This is a genomic window from Peptoniphilus duerdenii ATCC BAA-1640, assembly GCF_000146345.1.
In the GTDB taxonomy this organism is placed as follows: domain Bacteria; phylum Bacillota; class Clostridia; order Tissierellales; family Peptoniphilaceae; genus Peptoniphilus_B; species Peptoniphilus_B duerdenii.
Genome location: NZ_GL397071.1, coordinates 927,086 through 950,365, shown reverse-complemented (window position 1 = coordinate 950,365; position 23,280 = coordinate 927,086). Strand labels below are relative to the sequence as shown.

General features: G+C 35.9%; 21 protein-coding genes and 1 tRNA gene. 7 read left to right on the top strand and 15 right to left on the bottom strand.

The window, feature by feature from the left end:
* Positions 1–687: 687 nt before the first annotated feature.
* The 9 genes from gloB to HMPREF9225_RS04205 all read right to left on the bottom strand — a co-directional run bounded on the left by gloB (position 688) and on the right by HMPREF9225_RS04205 (position 7,606).
* On the bottom strand, positions 688–1,386 hold the full coding sequence (gene gloB, locus HMPREF9225_RS04245; protein ID WP_008901708.1) for a hydroxyacylglutathione hydrolase: 699 nt from the start codon (positions 1,384–1,386) through the stop codon (positions 688–690).
* Complete coding sequence (locus tag HMPREF9225_RS04240) at positions 1,383–1,949, bottom strand: nitroreductase family protein (protein WP_008901707.1); 567 nt, start codon at positions 1,947–1,949, stop codon at positions 1,383–1,385. The genes gloB and HMPREF9225_RS04240 overlap by 4 nt, the downstream gene beginning before the upstream one ends.
* Before the next feature lie 149 nt (positions 1,950–2,098).
* Positions 2,099–2,644, bottom strand: coding sequence for a methyltransferase family protein (locus tag HMPREF9225_RS04235; RefSeq protein ID WP_008901706.1), 546 nt, complete (start codon positions 2,642–2,644; stop codon positions 2,099–2,101).
* Positions 2,641–3,771 (bottom strand): GNAT family N-acetyltransferase, encoded by a 1,131-nt coding sequence (locus HMPREF9225_RS04230; protein WP_008901705.1) that lies wholly within the window; start codon positions 3,769–3,771, stop codon positions 2,641–2,643. The genes HMPREF9225_RS04235 and HMPREF9225_RS04230 overlap by 4 nt, the downstream gene beginning before the upstream one ends.
* 21 nt (positions 3,772–3,792) lie before the next feature.
* Positions 3,793–3,868 (bottom strand) — tRNA-Thr (locus HMPREF9225_RS04225).
* A 92-nt stretch (positions 3,869–3,960) separates the two neighbouring features.
* Positions 3,961–4,551 (bottom strand): peptidylprolyl isomerase, encoded by a 591-nt coding sequence (locus HMPREF9225_RS04220; RefSeq protein WP_008901704.1) that lies wholly within the window; start codon positions 4,549–4,551, stop codon positions 3,961–3,963.
* Positions 4,552–4,563: 12 nt separating this feature from the next.
* On the bottom strand, positions 4,564–5,940 hold the full coding sequence (locus tag HMPREF9225_RS04215; protein ID WP_008901703.1) for an MATE family efflux transporter: 1,377 nt from the start codon (positions 5,938–5,940) through the stop codon (positions 4,564–4,566).
* A complete protein-coding gene (gene map, locus HMPREF9225_RS04210; RefSeq protein ID WP_008901702.1) occupies positions 5,941–6,714 on the bottom strand; it encodes a type I methionyl aminopeptidase in 774 nt (257 codons plus the stop codon). It lies immediately after the preceding gene.
* A complete protein-coding gene (locus HMPREF9225_RS04205; RefSeq protein WP_008901701.1) occupies positions 6,707–7,606 on the bottom strand; it encodes a tetratricopeptide repeat protein in 900 nt (299 codons plus the stop codon). Before HMPREF9225_RS04205 ends, map begins: the two co-directional genes overlap by 8 nt.
* Before the next feature lie 141 nt (positions 7,607–7,747).
* Here HMPREF9225_RS04205 and mnmL point away from each other — a divergent pair, with 141 nt between their 5' ends.
* From mnmL to HMPREF9225_RS04175, 6 genes are read left to right on the top strand one after another with little or no spacing between them, the layout of a single operon-like run.
* Entirely contained in the window at positions 7,748–8,659 is a 912-nt protein-coding gene (gene mnmL, locus HMPREF9225_RS04200) for a tRNA modification radical SAM protein MnmL/YtqA (RefSeq protein WP_008901700.1), read from the top strand.
* Positions 8,656–10,167: an ABC transporter substrate-binding protein gene (locus HMPREF9225_RS04195; RefSeq protein ID WP_008901699.1), complete on the top strand. Its 1,512-nt coding sequence runs from the start codon at positions 8,656–8,658 to the stop codon at positions 10,165–10,167. The genes mnmL and HMPREF9225_RS04195 overlap by 4 nt, the downstream gene beginning before the upstream one ends.
* Before the next feature lie 5 nt (positions 10,168–10,172).
* Positions 10,173–11,114, top strand: coding sequence for an ABC transporter permease (locus tag HMPREF9225_RS04190; RefSeq protein WP_008901698.1), 942 nt, complete (start codon positions 10,173–10,175; stop codon positions 11,112–11,114).
* On the top strand, positions 11,114–11,926 hold the full coding sequence (locus tag HMPREF9225_RS04185) for an ABC transporter permease (RefSeq protein ID WP_040551311.1): 813 nt from the start codon (positions 11,114–11,116) through the stop codon (positions 11,924–11,926). Before HMPREF9225_RS04190 ends, HMPREF9225_RS04185 begins: the two co-directional genes overlap by 1 nt.
* Complete coding sequence (locus HMPREF9225_RS04180; protein ID WP_008901696.1) at positions 11,923–12,900, top strand: ABC transporter ATP-binding protein; 978 nt, start codon at positions 11,923–11,925, stop codon at positions 12,898–12,900. Before HMPREF9225_RS04185 ends, HMPREF9225_RS04180 begins: the two co-directional genes overlap by 4 nt.
* A complete protein-coding gene (locus tag HMPREF9225_RS04175; RefSeq protein WP_008901695.1) occupies positions 12,893–13,684 on the top strand; it encodes an ABC transporter ATP-binding protein in 792 nt (263 codons plus the stop codon). The genes HMPREF9225_RS04180 and HMPREF9225_RS04175 overlap by 8 nt, the downstream gene beginning before the upstream one ends.
* Positions 13,685–13,915: 231 nt before the next feature.
* On the opposite strand, the gene HMPREF9225_RS04170 is transcribed toward HMPREF9225_RS04175, so the two are convergent.
* The 3 genes from HMPREF9225_RS04170 to HMPREF9225_RS04160 form a co-directional block, all read right to left on the bottom strand.
* Entirely contained in the window at positions 13,916–14,167 is a 252-nt protein-coding gene (locus tag HMPREF9225_RS04170; RefSeq protein WP_008901694.1) for a DUF2087 domain-containing protein, read from the bottom strand.
* Positions 14,168–15,227: 1,060 nt separating this feature from the next.
* Positions 15,228–16,430, bottom strand: coding sequence for a DUF438 domain-containing protein (locus tag HMPREF9225_RS04165; RefSeq protein ID WP_008901693.1), 1,203 nt, complete (start codon positions 16,428–16,430; stop codon positions 15,228–15,230).
* Between the two features lie 83 nt (positions 16,431–16,513).
* The gene (locus HMPREF9225_RS04160; RefSeq protein ID WP_008901692.1) at positions 16,514–17,182 is read right to left on the bottom strand and encodes a Crp/Fnr family transcriptional regulator; all 669 of its coding nucleotides are present in this window, start codon (positions 17,180–17,182) and stop codon (positions 16,514–16,516) included.
* A gap of 103 nt (positions 17,183–17,285) precedes the next feature.
* Here HMPREF9225_RS04160 and hcp point away from each other — a divergent pair, with 103 nt between their 5' ends.
* Positions 17,286–18,884 (top strand): hydroxylamine reductase, encoded by a 1,599-nt coding sequence (gene hcp, locus HMPREF9225_RS04155; protein WP_008901691.1) that lies wholly within the window; start codon positions 17,286–17,288, stop codon positions 18,882–18,884.
* Between the two features lie 128 nt (positions 18,885–19,012).
* On the opposite strand, the gene mgtE is transcribed toward hcp, so the two are convergent.
* The 3 genes from mgtE to HMPREF9225_RS04140 form a co-directional block, all read right to left on the bottom strand.
* A complete protein-coding gene (mgtE, locus tag HMPREF9225_RS04150) occupies positions 19,013–20,371 on the bottom strand; it encodes a magnesium transporter (RefSeq protein WP_008901690.1) in 1,359 nt (452 codons plus the stop codon).
* Positions 20,372–20,470: 99 nt separating this feature from the next.
* A complete protein-coding gene (megL, locus tag HMPREF9225_RS04145; RefSeq protein ID WP_008901689.1) occupies positions 20,471–21,673 on the bottom strand; it encodes a methionine gamma-lyase in 1,203 nt (400 codons plus the stop codon).
* A gap of 15 nt (positions 21,674–21,688) precedes the next feature.
* Entirely contained in the window at positions 21,689–23,089 is a 1,401-nt protein-coding gene (locus HMPREF9225_RS04140) for a Na+/H+ antiporter NhaC family protein (protein ID WP_008901688.1), read from the bottom strand.
* Between the last annotated feature and the right edge of the window lie 191 nt (positions 23,090–23,280).

The following is a 23,280-nucleotide window of genomic DNA, read 5'->3' as shown; positions in this document are numbered from 1 at the left end:
CGTCGACCTGCAAATTCGCAACTCGCTTCGCTCAAACAGTGCGATTTGCAGCCGGTCTCCTTAGGTTTGAATTTTACGAGTTTCTTCCAGACGGAATCTCTTTTGGAGCTTTTTATTTTATGTACATGTTCAATGTAGAAAAAAATATAACCCTGTAGCGGAAGCAATCTGCTTCCATAAGCCATGATACTAAATTATCTTTCCTCAGGCGTTAGCCGTGAAATAACCATTCCTACTATTCACACCTGTAGCGGAACCTTCCAGGTTCCACAGCCGAGAGGCTCTGAACCAGCAAACTCTTTTGATTTACAGAATTTCTAAAGGTCTGTCTCTATGGATTGTCATCCAGACCTGACACAGTGAGTCGAACGAGTATAAGCTGTTCTTAACCTAGTTCTTGCAAGTGAAGTCACCCATACATGACCCCGCCGGGGTTATACCCATTCGACTACGGGTGTCGGTAAACCTCCACCCTCCGCTCAGGGTGACTGCCTTCCTTAGGTATTTCTATGTAAAGCCTCTCGGCTGTGGAAGCAAAATGCTTCCGCTACGAGGATAAATTGTAGGCAATATTGTTGTACGCCTGGCGGCTGAATTTAATTGTACCCACATTGTAAATTAAATAAATATTAATTCCAACAAAAAAAGAACAGTCGAAACTGCTCTTTTAATCGTTCTTATAAAAATCTAAAATCTATCTTTTAAATCTCTTAACTTTCTAAATTCTTCCAAACTATTTGCCATAAGGAATGGATTGATTTCTTTTTCTTTTCCAATGGTAGTTGGTAGTGTGCATCCGCCTTTTGCAACTACATTTCTTGCCCATTTAAGTTCTTCTTCCACTCTTTTATTTTCTCCAAGGCTTAGTACAAATTTCAAATTGGATACTGTGTATTCATGAGCTGGGTAGACTTTTGTATCATCGGGAAGTTCTCTAAATCTCTCCATGGTTTCATATGAAGATTTATAATCTCCTGTGAAAACTCTACCGACTCCTGCTGAAAATAGTGAATCGCCGCAGAATAGATTTCCATCGAATAAATAAGAAACATGATCTTCTGTGTGACCATTTGACTTTATAATTTCAATCCTCATGCCCATGATTTCGATGGAGTCCCCATCTCCTACTACTTCGTCTTCTGTGCAGAGATTTTTAACTTCTTTAGGTCCATAGACCACCGGATTATATTTCTCTTTTAAAATTTTTACTCCACCGGTGTGGTCTCCATGCTTATGGGTTAGTAGTATGGCTTTTAATTTTAGATTTTCTTTTTCAATTTTTTCGACTACTTCTTCCACCGTCGATGGATCTACAACTATTAATTCTCCATCCTTTTCAATGGTCCAGATGTAGTTGTCATCTAAAGCTTTTAAATATCCAATCATTTAAATATCTTTAGCCTATCTTCAACATTGCCACGATCTTTTGGTTCTGGTTCTTCTAAGATTTGTCCAAATGGCATCTGTCCTACCAAGATCCAATCTTTTGGCACGTCAAACATTTCTTTAACCACATCATCTATAACTGGATTGTAGTGTTGGATGCTTGCGCCGATGCCAAGATTTCTAAGCTCAGTCCAGATATTTATTTGAAGCATTCCGTTGGCAACGTGGCTCCATTCATCAAATCTATCGCTGTATGCCGGGAATTGTTCCTTTAGGTTTTCAACTTTTTGCTTGTCTATAAAGTATAGAACTGTTCCGTAACCATTCTTAAATGAATCGATCTTTTCTCTTGGAACTTTGCCGCCAAACACATCGTAAATCGCATCCCAAAGCTTATCTTGATATTCACCTAGTGCAAGAACTACTGATTGGGATTTATTGTTAAAGGAATCTGGAACTTGGTGTACCACTTCTTTTACAAGATTTATAACTTCTTCTTGTGACACCGGGATATCTCTTCCAATATTATAATAACTTCTTCTCTTCTTTAATCCTTCGTGCATTTTTTCCTTCCTTTCTCATTTAAAAATTTTCTTTACAATAATTTTTTACCCTTAAATTTTTTATTAAAACTTTGGCGATATTTTGTAAAAATGTAAATTTGCTTAAACAAAAAAGCCGCCGAAGCGACTTTATTTTATAATTTTAAATTTTAAAATCTCTTTATCTTATTTTTGTATCTTAGATATTTCTTGCCATACCTAGTTTGCAGCGCTCTTTCTTCTTTCAAAGTTTGTGAGATTACAAGAAGCACCGTCACTATAAATAAAAATATAAATGAAAGCCTGGTCGTAGTCACAAGGTGTCCCGCTGTGATTAACATAAGTGCTTTGTAAAGCGGATTTCTATTTATTGTATAAGCGTCCTCTCCGTCAAACTCCTTCATCTTATCTGCGTTTGGTCCTCTCATGCTGTCCTTTATGGTTGCAACTACATAGATTGTTAGGAGAAGTCCATAAACATATAGAAATATTCCTGGGTACTTCATAATATTTCTATTTAAATATCCTGGCACCGGTCTTACTAAGTCCACTACTAAAAGATTTATATTGGCAATAAATATTAGGATGAAGTAGAGTTTGTTTCTCTTTATATCTACTAACTCGCCTGTCCTTTTTAAATCTTCGCCAATCTCTTTTCTTATTGCAAATAGCATTATTAAATATAGTATAAATGCGGATATTGGTACGTACTTCATATGCTCTTCCTATATATTCTATAAGTTATGTCTATGGTTGCTCCGAATTTTTCTATATCATTTTGCATCTTTTTGTTGTAGTCCCAAATGGTTGAGCCTTCTAGATATCTATAACCTTTTTTCGCAGCATTTTTAAAAGATTTAAAATACATGGCTGAGGTCACACCCTTATCTCTGTATTCAGGTATTACAAAAAGCACAAAAACTCTAAGTCTTTTTATAGATTTTCTTCTTAGTAGAAATTTGATTGCTTCAATTGGTCCAAGTTTACCTTTGAAATCCTTAAGTATTTCATTGTAATCTGGTAGGGCTAATGTAAATCCTATCGGCTCGCCTTCGTTATTTCTAGCAATCATGATGAGATCTTCATCTGCATAAGGTTTTATGGCGTTTACTATATTTGTGATTTCTTCTTTGCTAATTGGACTGAAGTCTTCCCATTCTTCTGGCATTCCCTTTTCAAGAACTTGGTAAACAGATTCCGTCTCTCTTTTAAGATTGTTCTTCATGTCTGCCGTGTAAACCTTGTATCCGTACCTCTCTTCAATCTTAGGTAGAAGCACTTCAAGCTTTGCAACTTTGTCTTCAAGATCATTAATCTCTGCTCTGTATGCGTAGACATCGTGGTACTTTTCAAATCCAAACTCTGTGAAATGATCGTTGTAGTATGGCGGATTGAACTTGTTCATTATGGATGGCATTCTATCGAAATTGTCGATGATAAATCCTCTATTATCATCTCCTCCTGGAAGAGCAACCGGTCCCTTAGCCGTGTCCATTCCTTGAGATTTAAAAAATTCAACCGCCCTATCCAAAAGTTTTTTTGAAACTTCTAAATTATCTACAGCTTCATATTCTGCAATATATCCAACTTTTAATCCGTTATAATCATTTAATTTTGTGTCTACAAATGCAATTAGCCTTCCTAGGCAATCTTCATTTTCATCTGTAGCCATAATGGTTATGTATGGAAACATACCGAGGTCATTATTTTGCCCTTTTATATATTTTAAATAATCTTTCTTTATCGGATAGACAAAGTACGGATTATCTCCATAGACTTTTTCATAAATTCCGTAGAATTTTTCAAAGTCATCCTTAGTTTTTACTTCTTTTATCTGTATCATTTAATTCCCTCTGTAAAAAAATGGAGCTACTGAAGGGGCTCGAACCCTTGGCCTGTGCGTTACGAGTGCACTGCTCTGCCAGCTGAGCTACAGTAGCATAAGGGGAATCTCCCCTATAATCATTTAAATCTTACCATATCGGAGCTTATAATATCAAGAACCGACATGGTAGCAATTATCATAAAATTTTTAATCTAGAACTTCTATATTTTTAACTACCACATCTTCAACAGGTTTATCCATAAATCCTGTTTCAGCGTTAGCAATCGCATCAACTATATCCATTCCTTCAACTACTTGACCAAATACTGTGTGCTTTCCATCTAGCCAGTATGCTCCCCCAAGTTCAGAGTAAGCTTTTACAACTTCGTCAGGAAATCCGCCCTTTTCTCCAAGTTCTTTCATCTGTCCAATGATATCTTCAGTTATCTTTGGACCTTGCACGATGAAGAATTGGCTTCCATTTGTAGATGGTCCTGCGTTTGCCATGGAAAGAGCTCCCCTAATATTTCTAAAGTCGATGCTAAATTCATCTTTAAATGGTTTGTCCCAGATGGATTCACCGCCACGTCCTGTACCTTCTGGATCTCCACCTTGAATCATAAAATCTTTTATAACTCTGTGAAAGATTGTATTGTCATAGTAGCCATTCTTTGCATGGGTCAAGAAATTTTCCACCGCAAGTGGCGCTGCTTCTTCTAACATCTTCACCTTGATATCTCCAAGATTTGTGTGAATTATCGCGAATTTATCTTCTTTATTTATTTCTAATTGTTTCATATTTTCTCCTTATTAATTTTCACTTATATAGTTTGCCATATTTTCTGTAAATCCATTGGTCCTTCTGCTGTATACTTCGTACCCAATGAGTAAGAATATCCCTTTTAAGATGGAGCTTAGACTCATTGCTGCCCAGATTCCACCTACCATGTAGATTGGCATAAGAAGTTTTGCCATTGGAATTCTAAACACATTAAATACTAGCCCAACCAGTGCAGGATACTTTGTAAGTCCAAGACCACTCATCATTCCTGTGGTTCCTATTTCCAAAGTCATAAACAATTCCGATGGAGAGATGACCATGAGGTACATTGCTCCTATTCTTATGGCTTCTTTGTCGATTGGAATGAAGAATGTAAATAGTTCTTCCGCCTTTGTAAATAGTAGTATCGTTGCAAATCCTCCGATTAAAGAAATTATAACGAGACCTTTTCTTCTAGCTTCTTTTAATCTGTCAAACTTCTTTGCACCGTAATTTTGTCCGAAAAATGCTGCAAAGGCACTGGCAAATCCTTCACTACTCATCCACGCGATACTCTCTATCTGAGATCCTATTGAATAGGCAGCTATCGCCGCAGCTCCATAGCTTGCGATGTAGATGTTTAAGTAGAGACTTACCAAGGCGTGAATTATAGATTGAGCACAGGCTGGCACTCCAAGTTTTAAAACTCCTTTTACATAGTTAAAAGATACTTTTGAAAAGTATTTAATCCTTACGAATATTTCTTGTCCCTTTATTCCCGCATACATGGTTAGGAAAAATCCAACCGCCTGTGCAAGTACCGTCGCAAGGGCGGCACCTTTAACTCCCATCTTAGGAAATGGTCCGATTCCAAAGATTAAGATCGGATCTAGTACTATATTTATAATTAAGGAAACGATTGAAACTATAAAAGGCGTTACCGAGTTTCCCTTTGCAAGAAATGATGCATGAAGCACCGGATTTGCAAATAAAAATATAAGTCCTATAGTAACTATTACAAAATAATCTATTGCAAGAAGTTTTACACTCTCTTCCAAATGGAATATATCTACGAGATTTTCTTTAAATATCAAATAAAATGCCGTGATGAGTACGCAGATGATTAGATTTACAGTGGCAGAAGCCTTGAACACTTCCTTTGCTTCTCTTTCATTGCCCCTACCGTAGGCTTGACTAAGTCCAACTGAGACTCCAGTCTTACCAACGAGCATAAGCGAATTGGCAATCCAAACAAAAAAACCACAGGTTCCGACTGCTGCTACGGCATCTGTGGAAAGTTTACCTAGCCAAATCAAATCGATAAATGAATATGCCATCTGTATAAATGCCGTTCCCATAAGTGGCAATGACATCTTGATCAGGGTTCTATAGATCGGTCCATTTAGCAGGTCTATCTTTTTTTTCATCTATTCACCTTCAAATGGATTGGTGTCTCCTTGATCAGTTATAATAATCGGTCCATCCTTTGTAATTGCAAGTTGATGTTCGTATTGGGCGGAGAGTTTACCGTCTCTCGTCCTAGCAGTCCAACCGTTCTTGTCTATCTTTAAATTAAATGTGCCTTCGTTAATCATCGGCTCGATGGTAAACACCATTCCCTCTTGGATTCTAAGTCCACGACCAGCTTCTCCATAGTGGAGCACCTGTGGATCTTCGTGCATAGTCTTGCCGATGCCGTGGCCGACAAACTCTCTTACCACAGAGAATCCTTCTCCCTCTGCGTAGCTTTGAATTGCATGTCCAATATCTCCAAGTCTATTCCCAACTTTTGCTTCTTTTATTCCAAGGTACAAGCATTTTAAAGTTGTATCCATTAAATGTCTTGCTTCTTCGCTTATATCTCCAACTGCATAGGTCCATGCTGAGTCTGCAAGAGATCCATTTAAGTTTACAACCATATCTATGGTTACAATATCTCCATCTTTAAGTGCGTACTCAGTTGGGAATCCATGACAGATTTCGTCGTTTACTGATGCACATGTTGCATACGGAAATCCTTCGTAACCTTTTTGTTCTGCTGTTGCTCCAAATTCTTTTAAAATACTTTCTACATAGGCGTCGATTTCAAGTGTTGTGACTCCCTCTTTAATAAATGTTCTAAGTCTTCTGTGGACTTCTGCTAGGACCTTGCCAGCTTCGATCATGCCTAAAACATCTTTTTTCGTGTATATGTTAACCAATTAAATCCTCCTCTTCTAAAATTTTCTTCATATCTATATCATTTTTTGCAAAGTCCAAAATCTTTTCGTTGAGTTCTATGGACTTTTTAATTGCAACTACAGCTTCTGCTCTTTTGCCAAGCTTTTCGTAAGAACATCCGAGATTGTAGTATAAATTTTCTGAATCTGGATTTTCTTCTATTCCTTCCAAAAGTATTTCAATCGCACTTTTATAATCCTTCTTTGAAATATATATTGCAGACATATTTAGGTAGATGTCATCTTCTGTAGATTCGTCCAGCGCCTTTTTATATTCTTCAAGTGCTTCTTCAGGTTTTCCCATCTTGTATAGGACCACCCCTCTGTTGTAGAGTGCTCTGAAATAAGACGGGCAAATTTCAAGAGACTTGTCTATATACTTAAGCGCCGTTTCATATTCACTTCTCTCCTCATAGAAAGAACCGAGATCGTTGTAAGAAACATAGTCATAAGGATCTAGTTCGATGCATCTAAAGAGACATTCCATCGCGTCGTCCTTTTTTCCCATTCTATCTAAAATATGGGCGAGGTAGTAGTACGCTCTGTCATAGGTTTCATCCTTTGAGATTGCAAGTTCATAATATTTCTTTGCCATATCCAAATCATTTTTAAGATCGTAGTAAACAGCAATACCATAGTAAGAACCTGGGAGACTGTCGTCGATTTCTATAATCTTCTTAAAAGTTGCAAGTGCCTTTTCGTTTTCGCCTTCGATTAAATAGATGTCTGCGATTTCAAAATATGAATCTGTAAGCTCCTTTTTAGTCTTTGCAAACTCCAAAGATTTTATATATGCCTCTTGTGCTTTTATATATTCAGATTTAAGCAAAAATTCATTTGCCATGATTATATAGTTGTTATACTTTTGTTTCATAATGTCACCAAAACTATTATAACACAAAGGCTACAACTGGTAATAATATCGTAGCATAAAGATTGTTAAATTTTTTTCTAAGATTTGCTGTAAACACTTAAAACGATACTCCATCTATGGTAAAATAGAGATGGTGAGAAAATGAGTAGGTACCTAAGTGCAGATATTTATTACAAAGAAAAGTATCATGAAAAAGTAGCTAGGCTATCTCTAAGTTCTGGACTAAGCTGTCCAAATAGAGATGGAACTTTAGGAAATACTGGTTGTATCTTCTGTTCAAAGCTTGGTGCCGGTGACTTTGCAGCAAACTCTAAAGACTCTATAAAAGATCAAATAGAATCTCAAATAGAATTTTTAAAGAAGAAATGGAACGCAAAAAAATATATAGCATATTTTCAAAGTTTCACAAACACTTATGGAGATGTGGACTACCTTCGCAAGATTTTTTACGAAGCCATAGAATATCCTGGAGTGGTTGGACTTACGATTGCAACTAGAGCCGACTGTCTAAGCGACGAAATTTTAGAACTTCTAGAGGAATTAAATAAAGTTACGGATCTAAATATTGAACTTGGACTTCAAACTGTAAACGAGAAGACCATCGAATATATTAGAAGAGGCTACTCTCATAAAACTTTTGATAAAAATGTAAGGAATTTAATAAATTTGGGTATAGATGTTACAACTCACGTAATCTTCGGGCTTCCCGGTGAAGATGAGACGGATTTTATGAATACTATCGACTACATAAATGAAATTCATCCTCTGGGAATAAAGATTCATTCTTTCTACATAGAAAGAGGTTCCAATATTTACGAAGAATACGTAAGAGGCGAAGTGTCTACCATAGATATGGAAACTTATGTAAGATCTGTAGTCAATGCTATCTGCAGATTAAAAAGGGATATTGTACTATTTAGAATAACGGGAGATCCAGTTAAATCTCTCCTAGTTGAACCTAAATGGTGTCAGGACAAACTAAAAGTTATCGCCACTATTAACAAAACCCTAAAAAATTTAGGGGTACCACTTTTGAAATTGGAGGAGAAATGAAAATCAAAAAGGTAATCTTATCACTAGCACTAATGCTTGTACTAACTGCCTGTGGAAAAACAGACAACGCAAACAAAGATACAGGCGCAGCTGAGAACGACACTGTAAGAGTCGCAATTCAAACTGAACTCGACGGATTAAACCCAACTAAGATAACTGCAGGAGATACAGAAACAGTCCTAGATCAAATCTTCGACGGACTATTTGACACAGATAAGGACGGTAAATTAGTTGGAGATCTAGCAGAATCTTATGAAGTTTCTGATGACGGTCTTGTTTACACTTTTAAATTAAAACAAGGTGTAAAATTCCACAACGGAAAAGATTTCAAGGCAGAAGACGTAGTCTATACTTATGATCTACAAGCAGGACTTACTTCTAAGGAACCTCTTTCAACTAAGTTTGAAATTATTAAGAGCGTAGAAGCAGAAGATGACTACACAGTTAAAGTAACCTTAAAAGAAAGACAAAATTCATTTATATATCTTACTTTGAAGGCTATTCTTCCAAAGGGATACGAAGATCAAGATACAAACCCTGTGGGAACTGGACCATATAAATTTGTATCCTATGTACCTGGAGAAATTTTAAAACTAGAAAGATTCGACGACTATCACAACAAAGATCACATTGCAAAGATCAAAAACTTAGAAATAATTAGAATGAAAGACTCTCAAACTATGTTAATGGCTCTTCAAAATGGAGAAATCGACGTAACTCCTGGTCTATCTTCTGAAGAAGCAGACCAAGTAAAGGACTATGCAAACATCATCGAAGGACCACAAAACTTAGTTCAAACCTTTGCTTTAAATAATGACTTCGGTCCACTTAAAGACCCTAAGGTAAGAGAAGCTCTTAACATGGCAATAGATAGAGATGAACTTATAAAGACAGTGGCAGGCGGAAGAGCAGCAAAAGTATTTTCTAACTTCTCTCCTGCACTTCCAAAGTACTACAACGACTTGGGAGAATACTACAAATCTGACAAAGAAGCAGCTAAGGCACTTCTAAAAGAAGCCGGATATGAAAATGGATTCAATCTTGTATGTAAAGTTCCATCAGATTATAAATTCCACGTTGATACAGCAGAATTTATCGAATCAGAACTTAAACAAGTTGGAGTAAACATGAGCATCGAACCAATCGAATTTGCAACTTGGTTAGACAAAGTTTACAAAGGCAGAGAATTTGAATCAACTATCATTGGATTTATCGGATACCTAGACCCTAACCAAATTCTAGAAAGATATACTTCTGAAAACAAATCCAACTTCATCAATTTCAAATCAGCTAAGTTTGATGAAGAAATGAACCTTGCAAACACTGCAAAAGACGAAAACGAAGCAGTAGAACACTACAAAAACGCTCAAAAGGCTCTAGTAGAAGATCACGCTTCAGTATTCTTACAAGACCCTAATATTATATTAGCAATGAGGAAAGGACTTAGTGGACTTGAACTATATCCTATTCAAAAGAGAAACTTTGAGGATCTAGAATTCACTAAATAATAAAGATGAAAATATTTGTAAACAAGCTCATCTCCGTAATATTAACCCTATTCTTGGTAAGCATCATGATATTTTTGGTATTTCAAGTGCTTCCAGGAAATCCTGCGGAAATAATACTCGGAGTTGAAGCTGACCAAGCACAAATTGAAAAACTTGAAAAAGAATTGGGCATAGATAAACCTATGCCTGTAAGATATTTTGAATGGATAAAAGGACTTGCCCGTTTGGATATGGGCAAGTCTCTTAAATATGGAGTAAGTGTAAAAGATCTTTTCGTAAAGAGATTTCCTGTTACATTTTTCTTAACTCTCTATTCACTATTTCTAACTGTGGCAATAGGAATTCCCCTTGGAATTTGGATAGCCTCGAAGGAGAACACCTGGTACGGAACCCTTGCAAGTTGGATTACTCAACTGGGCATATCGATACCAAGCTTTTGGCTGGCATTTATGCTCATAATGGTATTTTCACTTAAGCTCAAATGGTTTCCAACCTTTGGTTACAACGCAATGGGTGGAAGTCTCTTGGATAAACTTCACAAGTTTTTCCTCCCTTCCCTAGCGATATCTCTTTCAAATATTGCTACCATCGTTAGATATTTAAAGAGTTCCATTTTAGATCAAGTAAGGCGTGACTATGTGAGGACCGCAAGAGTTAAAGGACTTAAAATAAATAAGATTTTATACAGACACGTCCTTCGTAATGCACTTATACCTGTAATTACAATTCTTGGAATCATCCTTACCTCAAGTATCGGTGGCTCCATAGTAATTGAAAATGTATTTGCTCTACCTGGGCTTGGTTCCCTTATAGTAGAGAGTGTATCCAGTCGTGACTTCCCGCTTATCCAATCTGTCGTAGTTGCCATCGCCTCTATGGTTATCCTGATAAATTTCTTTGTCGACATACTCTATAGAGTCATAGACCCAAGAATCAGAGGTGAATGATGAAGACGAATAAATTTGGAATAAAACTGGGCAAGATCATCATAATATTTTTTGCCGTAGTGTTTGTAGTAAGTTTCTTTTGGACTCCCCACAACCCTTATGAAATAAATTCTGATATAAAGTTCACCCCGCCGAACTCAACCTACCTCTTCGGTACGGACAATTTCGGTAGAGATATTCTCTCAAGACTTATGGTGGGCACCCAATCAGCATTCTTACTATCAGTAGGAGCTGTCAGTGTCGCATTTATAATTGGACTTTTAATCGGTGGATTTAGCGGATACTTAGGTGGCAAAGTGGACGAAGTGCTCATGAGAATAATAGACGCCCTTATGGCTTTTCCAGGAATACTTTTTGCAATCATGCTCGTGTCAGTATTTGGACCTGGAATCGAAAACACGATAATTGCTCTTGGTATCATGGGAGTTCCATACTTCTCAAGGGTTACTCGGTCAGGATTTTTACAAGTTAAGAAGAGAGACTACGTTCGTGGTGCAAGGGCAAAGGGAGCAAACGGCTTTCACATCGCCATACACCACATAATTTTAAATATAAAAAACCAACTTACCGTTGCGATAACCCTCGCAATCAGTTCGACGATTATTTCAGAAGCGGGACTAAGCTATCTAGGACTTGGAATAAAACCTCCTACTCCTTCCTGGGGCAGGATGCTTAAAGAAGCCCAAAGCTACTTCAACCAAGCTCCATGGTACTTCTATTCAACTGGGATTATTCTATCCCTAATGGTATTTGGATTTACATTACTTGGAGATGCCCTTCGCGACAAGAGATTTAAGGAAAAGAAAAAATGATGAAGAAACTATTAGAAATAAAAGATTTGACTGTGGGATTTGATTTCCAAGGCGAAGTTAAAAATGCAGTCAATCATGTATCTTTTGACATTTATGAAGATGATTTCGTCGGACTTGTTGGTGAAAGTGGCTGTGGTAAATCTGTAACAGCTCAAACAATTTTGGGCATCCAACATCCAAACGCCAAGATTATTTCAGGAGAAGTTAATTTAAAAGATGAAAACCTCCTTAATTTTACAGAAGATGAGTGGATGAAGTACAGAGGTAGAAGTATTTCAATGATCTTCCAAGAACCAATGACCGCACTAAATCCACTTATGCGTGTTGGAAGTCAAATAGAAGAAGTTCTGAAGATTCACTACGATTTTGACAAGAATAAAAGACGCGAACTGGTATATAAAACCATGGAAAACGCAGGACTAAGAGATGTAAAAAAACTCTACAATATGTATCCTCACGAACTTTCTGGAGGAATGCAACAGAGAATTATGATCTGCGTAGCACTTATAGCAAACCCAAGAATATTAATAGCAGACGAACCTACCACAGCTCTAGATGCGACGATACAGATGCAAATTTTAAGTCTCTTTAAAGAAATCGAACAGATCTACCACGGCGGAATATTATTTATAACCCACGATTTAACATTGGTATCTAGAATCTGTAAGAGAGTCCTTGTAATGTATGCAGGAAGAATCGTAGAATCAGGTCCTGTGGATGTAATAATAGATAATCCTATGCATCCATATACAAAGGGACTGTTAAAAGCGATACCTTCCTATAAAAAGAGAAACGAAAAACTCTACAATATTCCAGGACAAGTGCCAGCACTAAGGGAAAGAAAGAACGAATGTTGTCCGTTCCACGATAGATGCGAGTACAGTATGGATATATGTAAAGAGTCCTTCCCAGGACCGACAGAAGACTCTGGAAGAATCGTCTATTGTCACCTATACGGAGGTAACAATGGCTGAAATATTAAGAATAGAAAATCTCACAAAAGAATATAAAATGAAAAAGGACAGTCTCTTTGAACCGACGAAATATTTTAAAGCACTGGACGATGTGAGTCTAACTGTAAATAGAAACGAAATCTTTGGCTTGGTTGGAGAAAGTGGCTCTGGAAAGAGTACCCTAGGCAAGGCGATACTCAAATTAATAAAACCAACTTCAGGCAAGATTTATTTTGAAGGAAAAGATATAGAAACCTTTGATAAAAAAGAACTCTTTGACTATAGAAGAAAAGTTCAAATGGTATTCCAAGATCCATATTCATCACTTAATCCTCAGAAGAAGATCGGTTGGTCATTAATGGAGATCCTCGACATTCAAAAGATTGGAACTAAGAGTGAAAGAATTGAAATGGCGGAAAAAATCTTAGAAGACGTAGAAATGAGACCTTCTGTTATGGAACAGTATCCAAACGAACTCTCAGGAGGACAGAGACAGAGAATTTCCATCGCATCAGCGTTAATCGTTGAGCCAGAACTTGTGGTAATAGACGAAGGAGTAAGCGCCCTTGACGTATCAGTGCAAGCGCAAGTTTTAAATCTTTTAAATGAACTTCAAGAAAAATATAATTTCACTTGTATATTTATATCCCACGATTTAAACGTAATCGAATACCTCTGCGATAGAATCGCCGTGCTCCACAATGGAGTATTGCAAGAAGTCTTTAACGCAGAAGAATTATTTGAAGAAGGACGAGCCGAATATACCAAGAAGTTGTTTGAATCGGTGAAGATGAAACTGAGATAAGTAAATAAAGTATAAAAAAAGCAACCTAGATAATTTCTTTGGTTGCTTCATTATTTTTTGCTCATTAATTTTATTAGTAAAACGAGAATAGGCATGTGATAATCGATAAGCATTAAATACATTTATTAAGTTGTAATTAAATTACACTATTATCAAATCTATTTATAAACATTTACATATAATAGTTGCACAAATAATATTATTAAATTAATGATAAATCTTTCGAATGATCTAATACCAATATGTCTTACAATCTCTTGTTCTAGATAATATTTTATAATCTACCATGTATCTTCTTAATAACGCATAATCAATATAGAAATTTTTTAATTTCTCATTAATTTCTTTTTCAGTATATTGTACGTTTTTTTCAAAGGTTAAATTAGCTATATAATTAAATAATTCTATCTTGTCTTTTTCTTTCTTCGGAATTTTTTGAATTTTATTATCTTTTATCCATTTGTTTATGTTTTGTGTATCCAAGCCTTATCTCCTTTCATATCTTTTTTGTTATAAATATGGTACCACGAGTAAGAAATTTATACAAATAATTTTAAAATCGTTAAATATTTACAATGTGATAGAATTTATAAAATACTTATTTATTCTAACCATCTGAATTATTTAACAAAAAGATATAGTTTTGTTGTTACTTATTTGTGTATATTTCTTCTATTTAAAAAAGTTTCAATCTATTATACTCATAAGTTAAACTATAATTCGTATAATTTTTGAAAGTAACTTTTTTTATAAGGTGAACCTTGATCTATTTGCCATTTTAGACATTCCATCATCTTTGGAAATGCACGAGACCTGCGACGAAATCAAAGATTTCGGCTAAGGCTTCGAGGCTACAATTATCCTCCCAACTACAGTCACTCTAAGCAAAATTGAGGGTTAGGGCTCAATAGACCTAGTATATGTAAATGAGTTTTAATAAAATAAAAGCTCCAAGACGATTCCGATTACAGAAACTCAAAAATTCTAAACCACGTCGACCTACAAATCGCAACTCGCTTCGCTCAAACAGTGCGATTTGTGGTCGGTCTCCTTAGGTTTGAATTTTGATGAGTTTCTTCCAGACGGAATCTCTTTTGGAGCTTTTTATTTTATATATATGTTTAATATAGGAAAAAATATCACACTTGTAGCGGAAGCATTTTGCTTCCATAGCCGAGCAGTCGAGTTCTACAAATCAGCCTTCACTTCGTTTGGCTTCTTTGGAAATCTTTGCACAAGACCTGCTGCGAAATCGAAGATTTCGGCTAGGGCTTCGAATGGGTATAACCTTCTAAGACATAGTTTAAGCAAATAAGATAATTTTAAATTTTCTAATTAATAATCATTATCTCTCACGCTATCTGGATAGCATTTAAATCTCCCACGAAGAAATAATTAAATTACATAAAAAATAGATGCTCTACGTTCTACACCTAACTTGATAAGCGTTGTGAGTCTTAATAGGTGTGATGCAACCTGTTTCCCAAGAGGTAGAGCCGATTGGTTGAAACAGTCTGCTAGAGCATCTAAAAATTGTTATTAATTATCCTAAAAAATGTTTTTTCGCAAAGGTCATATCTTGCACAAGTTCCAATGTTCCTAGATATTCTCCTTTTTCATCTCTTACTGCGATGTAATTTACATATAGTGTCCTTCCTGCTTTTTCCATCCAGATTGGGACGTTGTCCTTTCTTCCATTTCTAAAATCATCGATGATTGCATTTACAATCGCTTGTACCTTTGGTGGGTGGCAGGTCATGACATTTCTATCGATTGCCATCTTCGGTCTCTTCATCAACTTTTCTCCCTCGTTGAAATATTTGTTGATATTATTTTTATCTACGAAGGTTATTTCTGCTGGTATTGAATTTAAAACAGAATTTAATTCATTGATATTCATATGTCCGCCTGATAGGTACACTTCATTTTCAATCTTTAGTTTAAATTCTTCTTTAGCTTCCTCAGCTTCATCCCAGGTTTCATTTACTCCAAAGGCGATGTCGTAGTCCTTCATATCTTTGTAAATTCCTATCCAATCATCTTTTTTAAAATGAACTGCACAGTTTGGGAATAGAATCTTTTCTTCTTTGTAGATCATCTCTTCGATTCTCGTAAGAAGAGTTTTAAATCTTTCTATATTTTCTTCTGCCTTATCCTTGTTTGAAAGAAGTTTCTTCAGTTCTGCTCTGATTTCGTCATCATGGGTCCACATTACATTGGATGGTCCTACTATTCCAAATCCAGCTTCGAGATGAGGATATAGAAGGTCCCCCTTTTTCGCATAGTGGATGCTTAAATTTCTCATTTCAAGAAAAGCATCGTAGTAATTTTCTTTCTTTTCAAGGGCAACTTTCGCTTTTTCAATTAATTTTCCGAGGGCTTCATTTTCAAGATGGAATATATTTAGCGGATGACCTTTAGTGTTTATTAGTTCTTCTGCAATTTCAAACTTCTTTTCAAATAATCCTCTATCGATTTTATTTTCCGTATTTTTTATTAGGTCCACGCTTTTACTAGGATCTTTGTCTTCCTTGTGAAATAAGGCTGAGTGTATGTCGCAAAGCTTTTGTATTTCTGAAACAGGAGTTCCTTCTCTTATAAGGCTTTCTTCCGCTGCCATGATTTCTGTGGCATCTACTCCTTCGAAATTCTTTTTAAAATCTTCCCTTACAGATTCCAAGTCTTCTCCTGCACCTAGTCTTTTTAAGTAAGATTTGATCAAATCGATTCTTTCTTCTCTTGTCATTTTTTTCTCCTTTCATTAATTTCTATCTCTTAATGATAATTTTACCCAATTAGAAAATATTTTTGCGTTGTTTTAACAACGAATTAAAAAATAATATTTTCATCTATAATTTTAAATTTATTCTTTTTAAATTCTAAGATTCCTTCCTTTTGCATCTTTGAAAGCTCGTTTGACATAGCAGATCTGTCCACGGATAGGTAGTCTGCCAATTGTTGACGATCATACGGAATGGAAAAAGAAAGTGACTTCTCCTTCTTCACCCATTCAGAAAAGAATGAAAGCAGTTTGCCTCTAATGGTTTTAGGTCCTGTGTGGAGAATTTTTCTTGAGAGATTTAAATTTTTAAAAGAAGCTATTCGTATTAGATTAAGTATTAGTTGGTCGTGGAAATTACAAGATTTCTCACAGGTTTTAAATATTTCATTGGTCCTTAAAAATAAAATTTCAGATTTTTCATTTGCATACACATTTATCATCAGTGGCTCATCATTTAATATTGCATAGGTCTCTGCAAATATTCCTCCAGGCGAAATCACACCAAGCACCGTGTTGTTACCCCAAAGGTCTGCTCTTTCCACTACGACGCTGCCAGTTATAACTATTCCCATGTACTCTGTTTTTTCCCCTTCTCTAAGTATAACCTCACCTTTTTTAAAAGTTTTCCTATAGTTATTGATACATTTAAGAAGAAGATCTACTTCATTTTCTTCTATATTTTTAAAAATTTTGGACTTTAAAATTATTTCTTTCATTCTCTAACCTTTTTTATTTTTGTTGTTATAACAACGGAACTATCTTTAAAACAATTATATTCTATATACAAGATAATTAAAAGGTAAATTTTAGGAGGTAATTATGAATAATCAAATGTTTTGTTTTCAATGTGAACAGACTTCTCGTTCACAAGCTTGTACCGGATGTGCTGGTGTATGTGGAAAATCAGCTACCGTTGCAAACTTGCAAGATAAATTAACAGGAGCGCTTATAGGTCTTGCACAAAGTGCAAAAAACACTGGACTACCAAGAAAAGAAACCTGCAAAATTATTTTGGAAGGGCTTTTCACTACTGTAACAAATGTAAATTTCAACGATGAGACCGTAAAGGAAATGATAGATAAAGTTCTAGAAGAAAGAAAAAGCATCGTCCCACACTGTTCTAAATGCGATAAAACTTTTGGAGAATACGATGATTACGACCTTAATAGACTTTGGTCTACAGATGAAGATATCCGTTCTTTGAAGTCTTTAATTCTCTTTGGTATTCGTGGCATGGCTGCTTATGCATACCACGCAATGATCTTAGGTTATAGTGATGACGAAGTGGACGAATTCTTAGTACGAGCACTTGACGTAATTGGTAATGAAGATTTAAAAATGGATGACCTACTTCCAATAGTTTTAGAAGTTGGTAAAGTAAATTTAAAATGTATGGAACTTTTAGATAAGGCAAACACAGAAACTTTTGGAAATCCAACTCCAACAGAAGTAAGTTTAGAAGTAGAAAAAGGACCATTTATAGTTATCACTGGTCACGATCTATACGATTTAAAACTTTTACTAGAACAAACTGAAGGCAAGGGAATAAATATCTACACCCATGGAGAAATGCTCCCTGCCCATGGCTATCCAGAACTAAAGAAATACTCCCACCTAAAGGGAAATTTCGGAACTGCATGGCAAAATCAACAAAAGGAATTCGATAATATCCCTGCACCGATACTCTTCACTACAAACTGCCTAATGCCACCAAAAGAATCTTACAAGGACAGAGTCTTTACAACAGAAGTAGTTTCTTTCCCTGAGCTTACCCATATAGGTGAAGAAAAAGATTTTACACCAGTTATAGAAAAAGCTCTTGAACTAGGTGGATATACTGAAAATAAAGAATTCACTGGTATAAATGGTGGAAAAAGTGTAACCACAGGTTTTGGCCACAATACAGTTTTAAGTATTGCAGACAAGGTAGTTGACGCTGTAAAGAGTGGGCATATCTCTCATTTCTTCCTTGTAGGTGGTTGTGACGGAGCACGCCCTGGAAGAAATTATTATACAGAGTTTGTAGAAAAAGCTCCTAAAGATTCTGTGATTTTAACTCTTGCTTGTGGAAAGTATCGTTTCAACGATTTAAATCTAGGAGATATAGATGGAATCCCAAGACTACTTGATGTTGGACAATGTAATGATGCCTATGGCGCAATCAAAATTGCCCTAGCTCTTGCAGATGCATTTAACTGTGGAGTAAATGAACTTCCTCTTTCCATGATTTTATCTTGGTATGAACAAAAGGCGGTATGTATCCTACTAACACTTCTATACCTTGGAATTAAAAATATAAAACTAGGACCTACACTTCCAGCATTCCTTTCAGAAAATGTTCTAAACTACTTGGTAGAAAATTATAATATTTCACCTACTGGAAGCGTTGAAGATGATCTAAAAGCGTCTCTAAATTAATATAAGCCCTTAGGGGCTTTTTTTATTTTTAAAATTATATTCTAAAATTTTTCAAAATTTAAAATTATTTTCCGACTTATTCGTTTCATAAAAAAAGAACCTTTCGGTCCTTAATTTTATTTTTTAAATTATATTCCTAAGAATGCTTCTGCCATCAAGAAGTATACCATTAGTGCCAATGAGTCTATGATGGTTGTAATCAGTGCAGATGCCATGATTGCAGGGTCTAGATTTACTTTCTTAGCAAGTATCGGAAGAAGCGCTCCTAGTAGTTTTGAAAATAGCACTGTAAATAGTATTGTTACTGATACCATTCCCGCTAGAAGTGGTCCATTTGATGTAAATAGCCAAATCCTAAAAAAGTTTGCAAGGCCAAGGGTTGCTCCTGCTATCATTCCTACTCTTATTTCTTTCCATATTACTTTTAATCCGTCTCCAAAACCGATTTCTCCTGTTGCCATGGCACGGATAACTACCGTAGAAGCTTGTGAACCTGCGTTACCGCCTGTGTCTGTTATCATAGGTATAAATGATGACAAGACTACGTACTGTGCGATAAGTGCATCGAATCTTCCTATGATTGCTGTGGTTGCTGTTGCTGAAATCATAAGTATTAAAAGCCAAGGTATTCTGTTCTTCGCAAGTTGCCACGCACTTTGATCTAGGTATTCGTCATCTGATGGTGCTACCGCTGCCATCTTGTGAAAGTCTTCTGTAGCTTCCGCTTCAACTATGTCCAAAATATCGTCGAATGTTATAATTCCGCATAATCTGTGTTCTTGGTCAACTACCGGTAGTGCCAAGTAACCATATCTTGTGAAGATGTCTGCTACTTCTTCTTGGTCGTCCTGTGTCGTTACGAAGATGACGTCTTCCTCCATTATATTTTTAATAATTTGTGTTTCATCTGATGTTACTATTGTTCTTAAAGATACAAAACCGATTAGCATCTTGTATTCATTTTCAACGTAACATGTGTAGATGGTTTCCTTATCTATTCCAACTTTTTTGATATAGTCTAAAGCTTCCTTAACTGTCATCTCTGGCTTTAAGGATACATACTCTATGGTCATTATAGATCCAGCTGAATCCTCAGGGTATCTTAAAAAGTCGTTTATTAGTTTACGCCTATCTGCCGGTGCTTTTTTAAGAACCTTGGTAACTACGTTAGCTGGCATCTCTTCTATAACGTCGACCATATCATCGAAGTATAGTTCATCTAGGATTGAGTGAAGCTCTTCATCTGTAATAGAGTTTATAATTCTCTTTTTGTTGTACATTTCCATGTAGGAAAATACGTCGGAGCCCATATCCTTTGGAAGCATTCTAAATACTAAAAGCATCTGTTTATCTTCTAAGTCCTCTATTACTTCTGCAATATCGACTACGTTCATTTCAGATACTACTTGTTTTAATTCTTTTAAGTTTTTTTCTTCTATTAATTTTACAAAATATTCTCTTAATTCAACATATTCTTGATAATCCATATTTCACCCGACCTTTCCTATATATTTTAACAGAGTTTAGAAATTAATAAAAGGCTTGATATGAACCAAGCCTTTTTATTAATATTAATTTTATTTTATTTATTTGATTTTAGCAAGTGCTTGATCAAGGTCAGCGATTAGATCGTCAACATTTTCAAGACCTACTGAAAGTCTAACCATACCGTCTGTTATACCAGCTTTTGCTCTTTCTTCAGCTGTGTATGGGCTGTGAGTCATAGTTGCTGGATGTTGGATTAGAGTTTCACAGTCACCTAGTGAAACAGCTAATGTACAAAGTTTAACAGAGTTCATAAGAGTTCTTCCTGCTTCGATTCCGCCTTTAAGTTCGAATGAAATCATAGCGCCTGGAAGTCTCATTTGTTTCTTAGCAAGATCATAGAACTTAAATGATTTAAGTCCTGGGTATTGGATAGAAGCTACTTGTTCATGTTTTTCTAAGAATTCTGCGATCTTCATTGCGTTTTCGCAGTGTCTTTCCATTCTTAGGTGAAGAGTTTTAAGTCCTCTGTTGATTAGGTATGCTTCAAATGGGCTTAGTACAGCTCCTGTCATATCTTTTAGACCAACTAGTCTTGCTTGTGCAACTAGTTCAGCAGATCCTACAACGAATCCGGCGATAACGTCTCCGTGTCCGTTTAGGTACTTAGTTGCTGAGTGAACTACTAAATCTGCTCCTAGTGAAAGTGGTTTTTGAATATATGGAGTACAGTAAGTGTTATCTACTATAACCATTCTTCCTTCTTTTTCATGAGCTATCTTAGATATTTCTTCGATATCGCAGATGTCCATGTTAGGGTTTGCAGGAGTTTCTAGATAAACTATTCTAGTGTTGTCTCTTATTTTAGCTTTTACTTCGTCTAGGTCAGCCATGTTTATAAATTCAACATCGATTCCTAGTCTAGTAAGTCCATGTTCTAAGAAAGCAAATGTACATCCATAAAGAGTCTTAGATGCTAGTATATGGTCTCCAGCTTTGATAAATGGCCAGATTGCTGATGTAATAGCGCCCATTCCAGATGCAGTAGATAGAGCAGCTTCTGCTCCTTCAAGTAGTGCAACTTTGTTTTCTACCATTGAGTTGGTTGGGTTTCCAAGTCTTGAATAGATGTATCCATCTTCTTCAAGTGCAAATCTTCTTCCACCTTGTTCAGCTGAATCAAATATAAAAGTTGATGTAGCGTAGATTGGAGTAGCAAGTGCGCCGTATTGATCATGTACAGTGCCTCCGTGAATTGCTTGTGTTCCTACTCCCATTTTCATTAGTTCGTCTCTTGTGTTCATTATTTCCTCCTAAAATTAAGCTATTTTTGCGTCTTGTGGGGCAATGCCCTTGTCTATAAATTCTTTTGCTTTTGACTGTGGCATATCATATTCATAGTTCCATTTATCTTTAGGTTCTGTAAATGGAATGTAAACAGAGATTATAGCCACAACCGCAAGTATAAATTGATACCATAAGAATGGCATGATTTGGAAGGTACTTACTGCGCCTTCAGTTAATTTTGCTGCTATAAGAAGTTGAGCTCCGTAAGGGATAAATCCTTGCATTACGCAAGAGAAAGTATCAAGAAGTGAAGCTGATCTTCTAGGGTCCATTTTATATTCGTTTGAGAATTCTTTTGCAACAGGACCAGCGATGATGATAGCTACAGTGTTGTTTGCAACTGCTGCATCAAGAGCACTGATTAGTACTGCAGTACCAACTTCTGCTGATTTAGATCCCTTTAAGAATTTCTTAGTCTTTTGAATTATCCATTCAATACCACCTTCGTTTCTAACCATGTAAGCTAGACCACCGGTTAACATTGAAAGTAAGAATATTTCAAATACTCCAGAGAATCCTGTGTAAATGTGTCCAGGAAGTTCAAGAAGAGTAAATGAATGTGTAGCGATACCAATAATACCAGAAAGTAAAATACCTGAGGTAAGTACTAAGAATACGTTGAATCCAAGTAGAGCTGAAACAAGTACAACTATATATGGAATAACTTTTACAAATGAGTATTCGTAAGGTCCGCCTTGGGTAACTACTTCAGGTTTACCAAAGATAAGAAGTAGTACAAATGTGATTATAGCTGCAGGAAGAGCTAGTTTAAAGTTCATCTTAAACTTATCTCTCATTTCAACGTTTTGGGTACGTGTAGCAGCGATAGTAGTATCAGAAATAACTGATAGGTTATCCCCAAACATAGAACCTCCAACTAGAGCTCCTATAGTAAGTGGCATGCTTAGTCCACCTTGGGTAGCAAGTCCAACTGCGATTGGACACATTGTAGTGATGGTACCTACGGATGTTCCAGTTGCAAGAGAAATAAGTGCTGCCATAAGGAATATACCAGCAGTTAAAAGTTGTGGAGGTATGATACTCATACCTAGGTTTACAGTACTTTCAACTCCGCCCATTGCTCCAGATACTGTAGCAAAAGCTCCTGCAAGTATGTAGATGATACACATGATTATAATGTTTTCATCTCCACATCCTTTAACGAAGTTTGAGAATTTAGAATCGATTGATCCTTTAAACATTATAAATGCGAATATAATACCAACTAGCACTGAAATAGGTGCTGGCACTACGTAGAAAGCCATCGGAACTTCTTTGTAATTTAAGTAAAGTCCTACGCCAAGGTAGAAAAGTACGAAAATTAGAAAAGGTATCAAGGCTTTGCCATTAGGTCTTACTTTTTTGTTTTCCATTTTTTTCCTCCTTAAATAAAGAAATAATTTTGTCCATCTGAATTTATTATACAACGAAGAAATAGTTTTCACAATATTATTTTATAAATAAATTATCTGATAACTATATTACTTCTCTCTTATACTAAATCAAAAGCCTTTATTTGCATCATTTTATTAGAATAATAAATATTATAAATTTTTATTCTTAA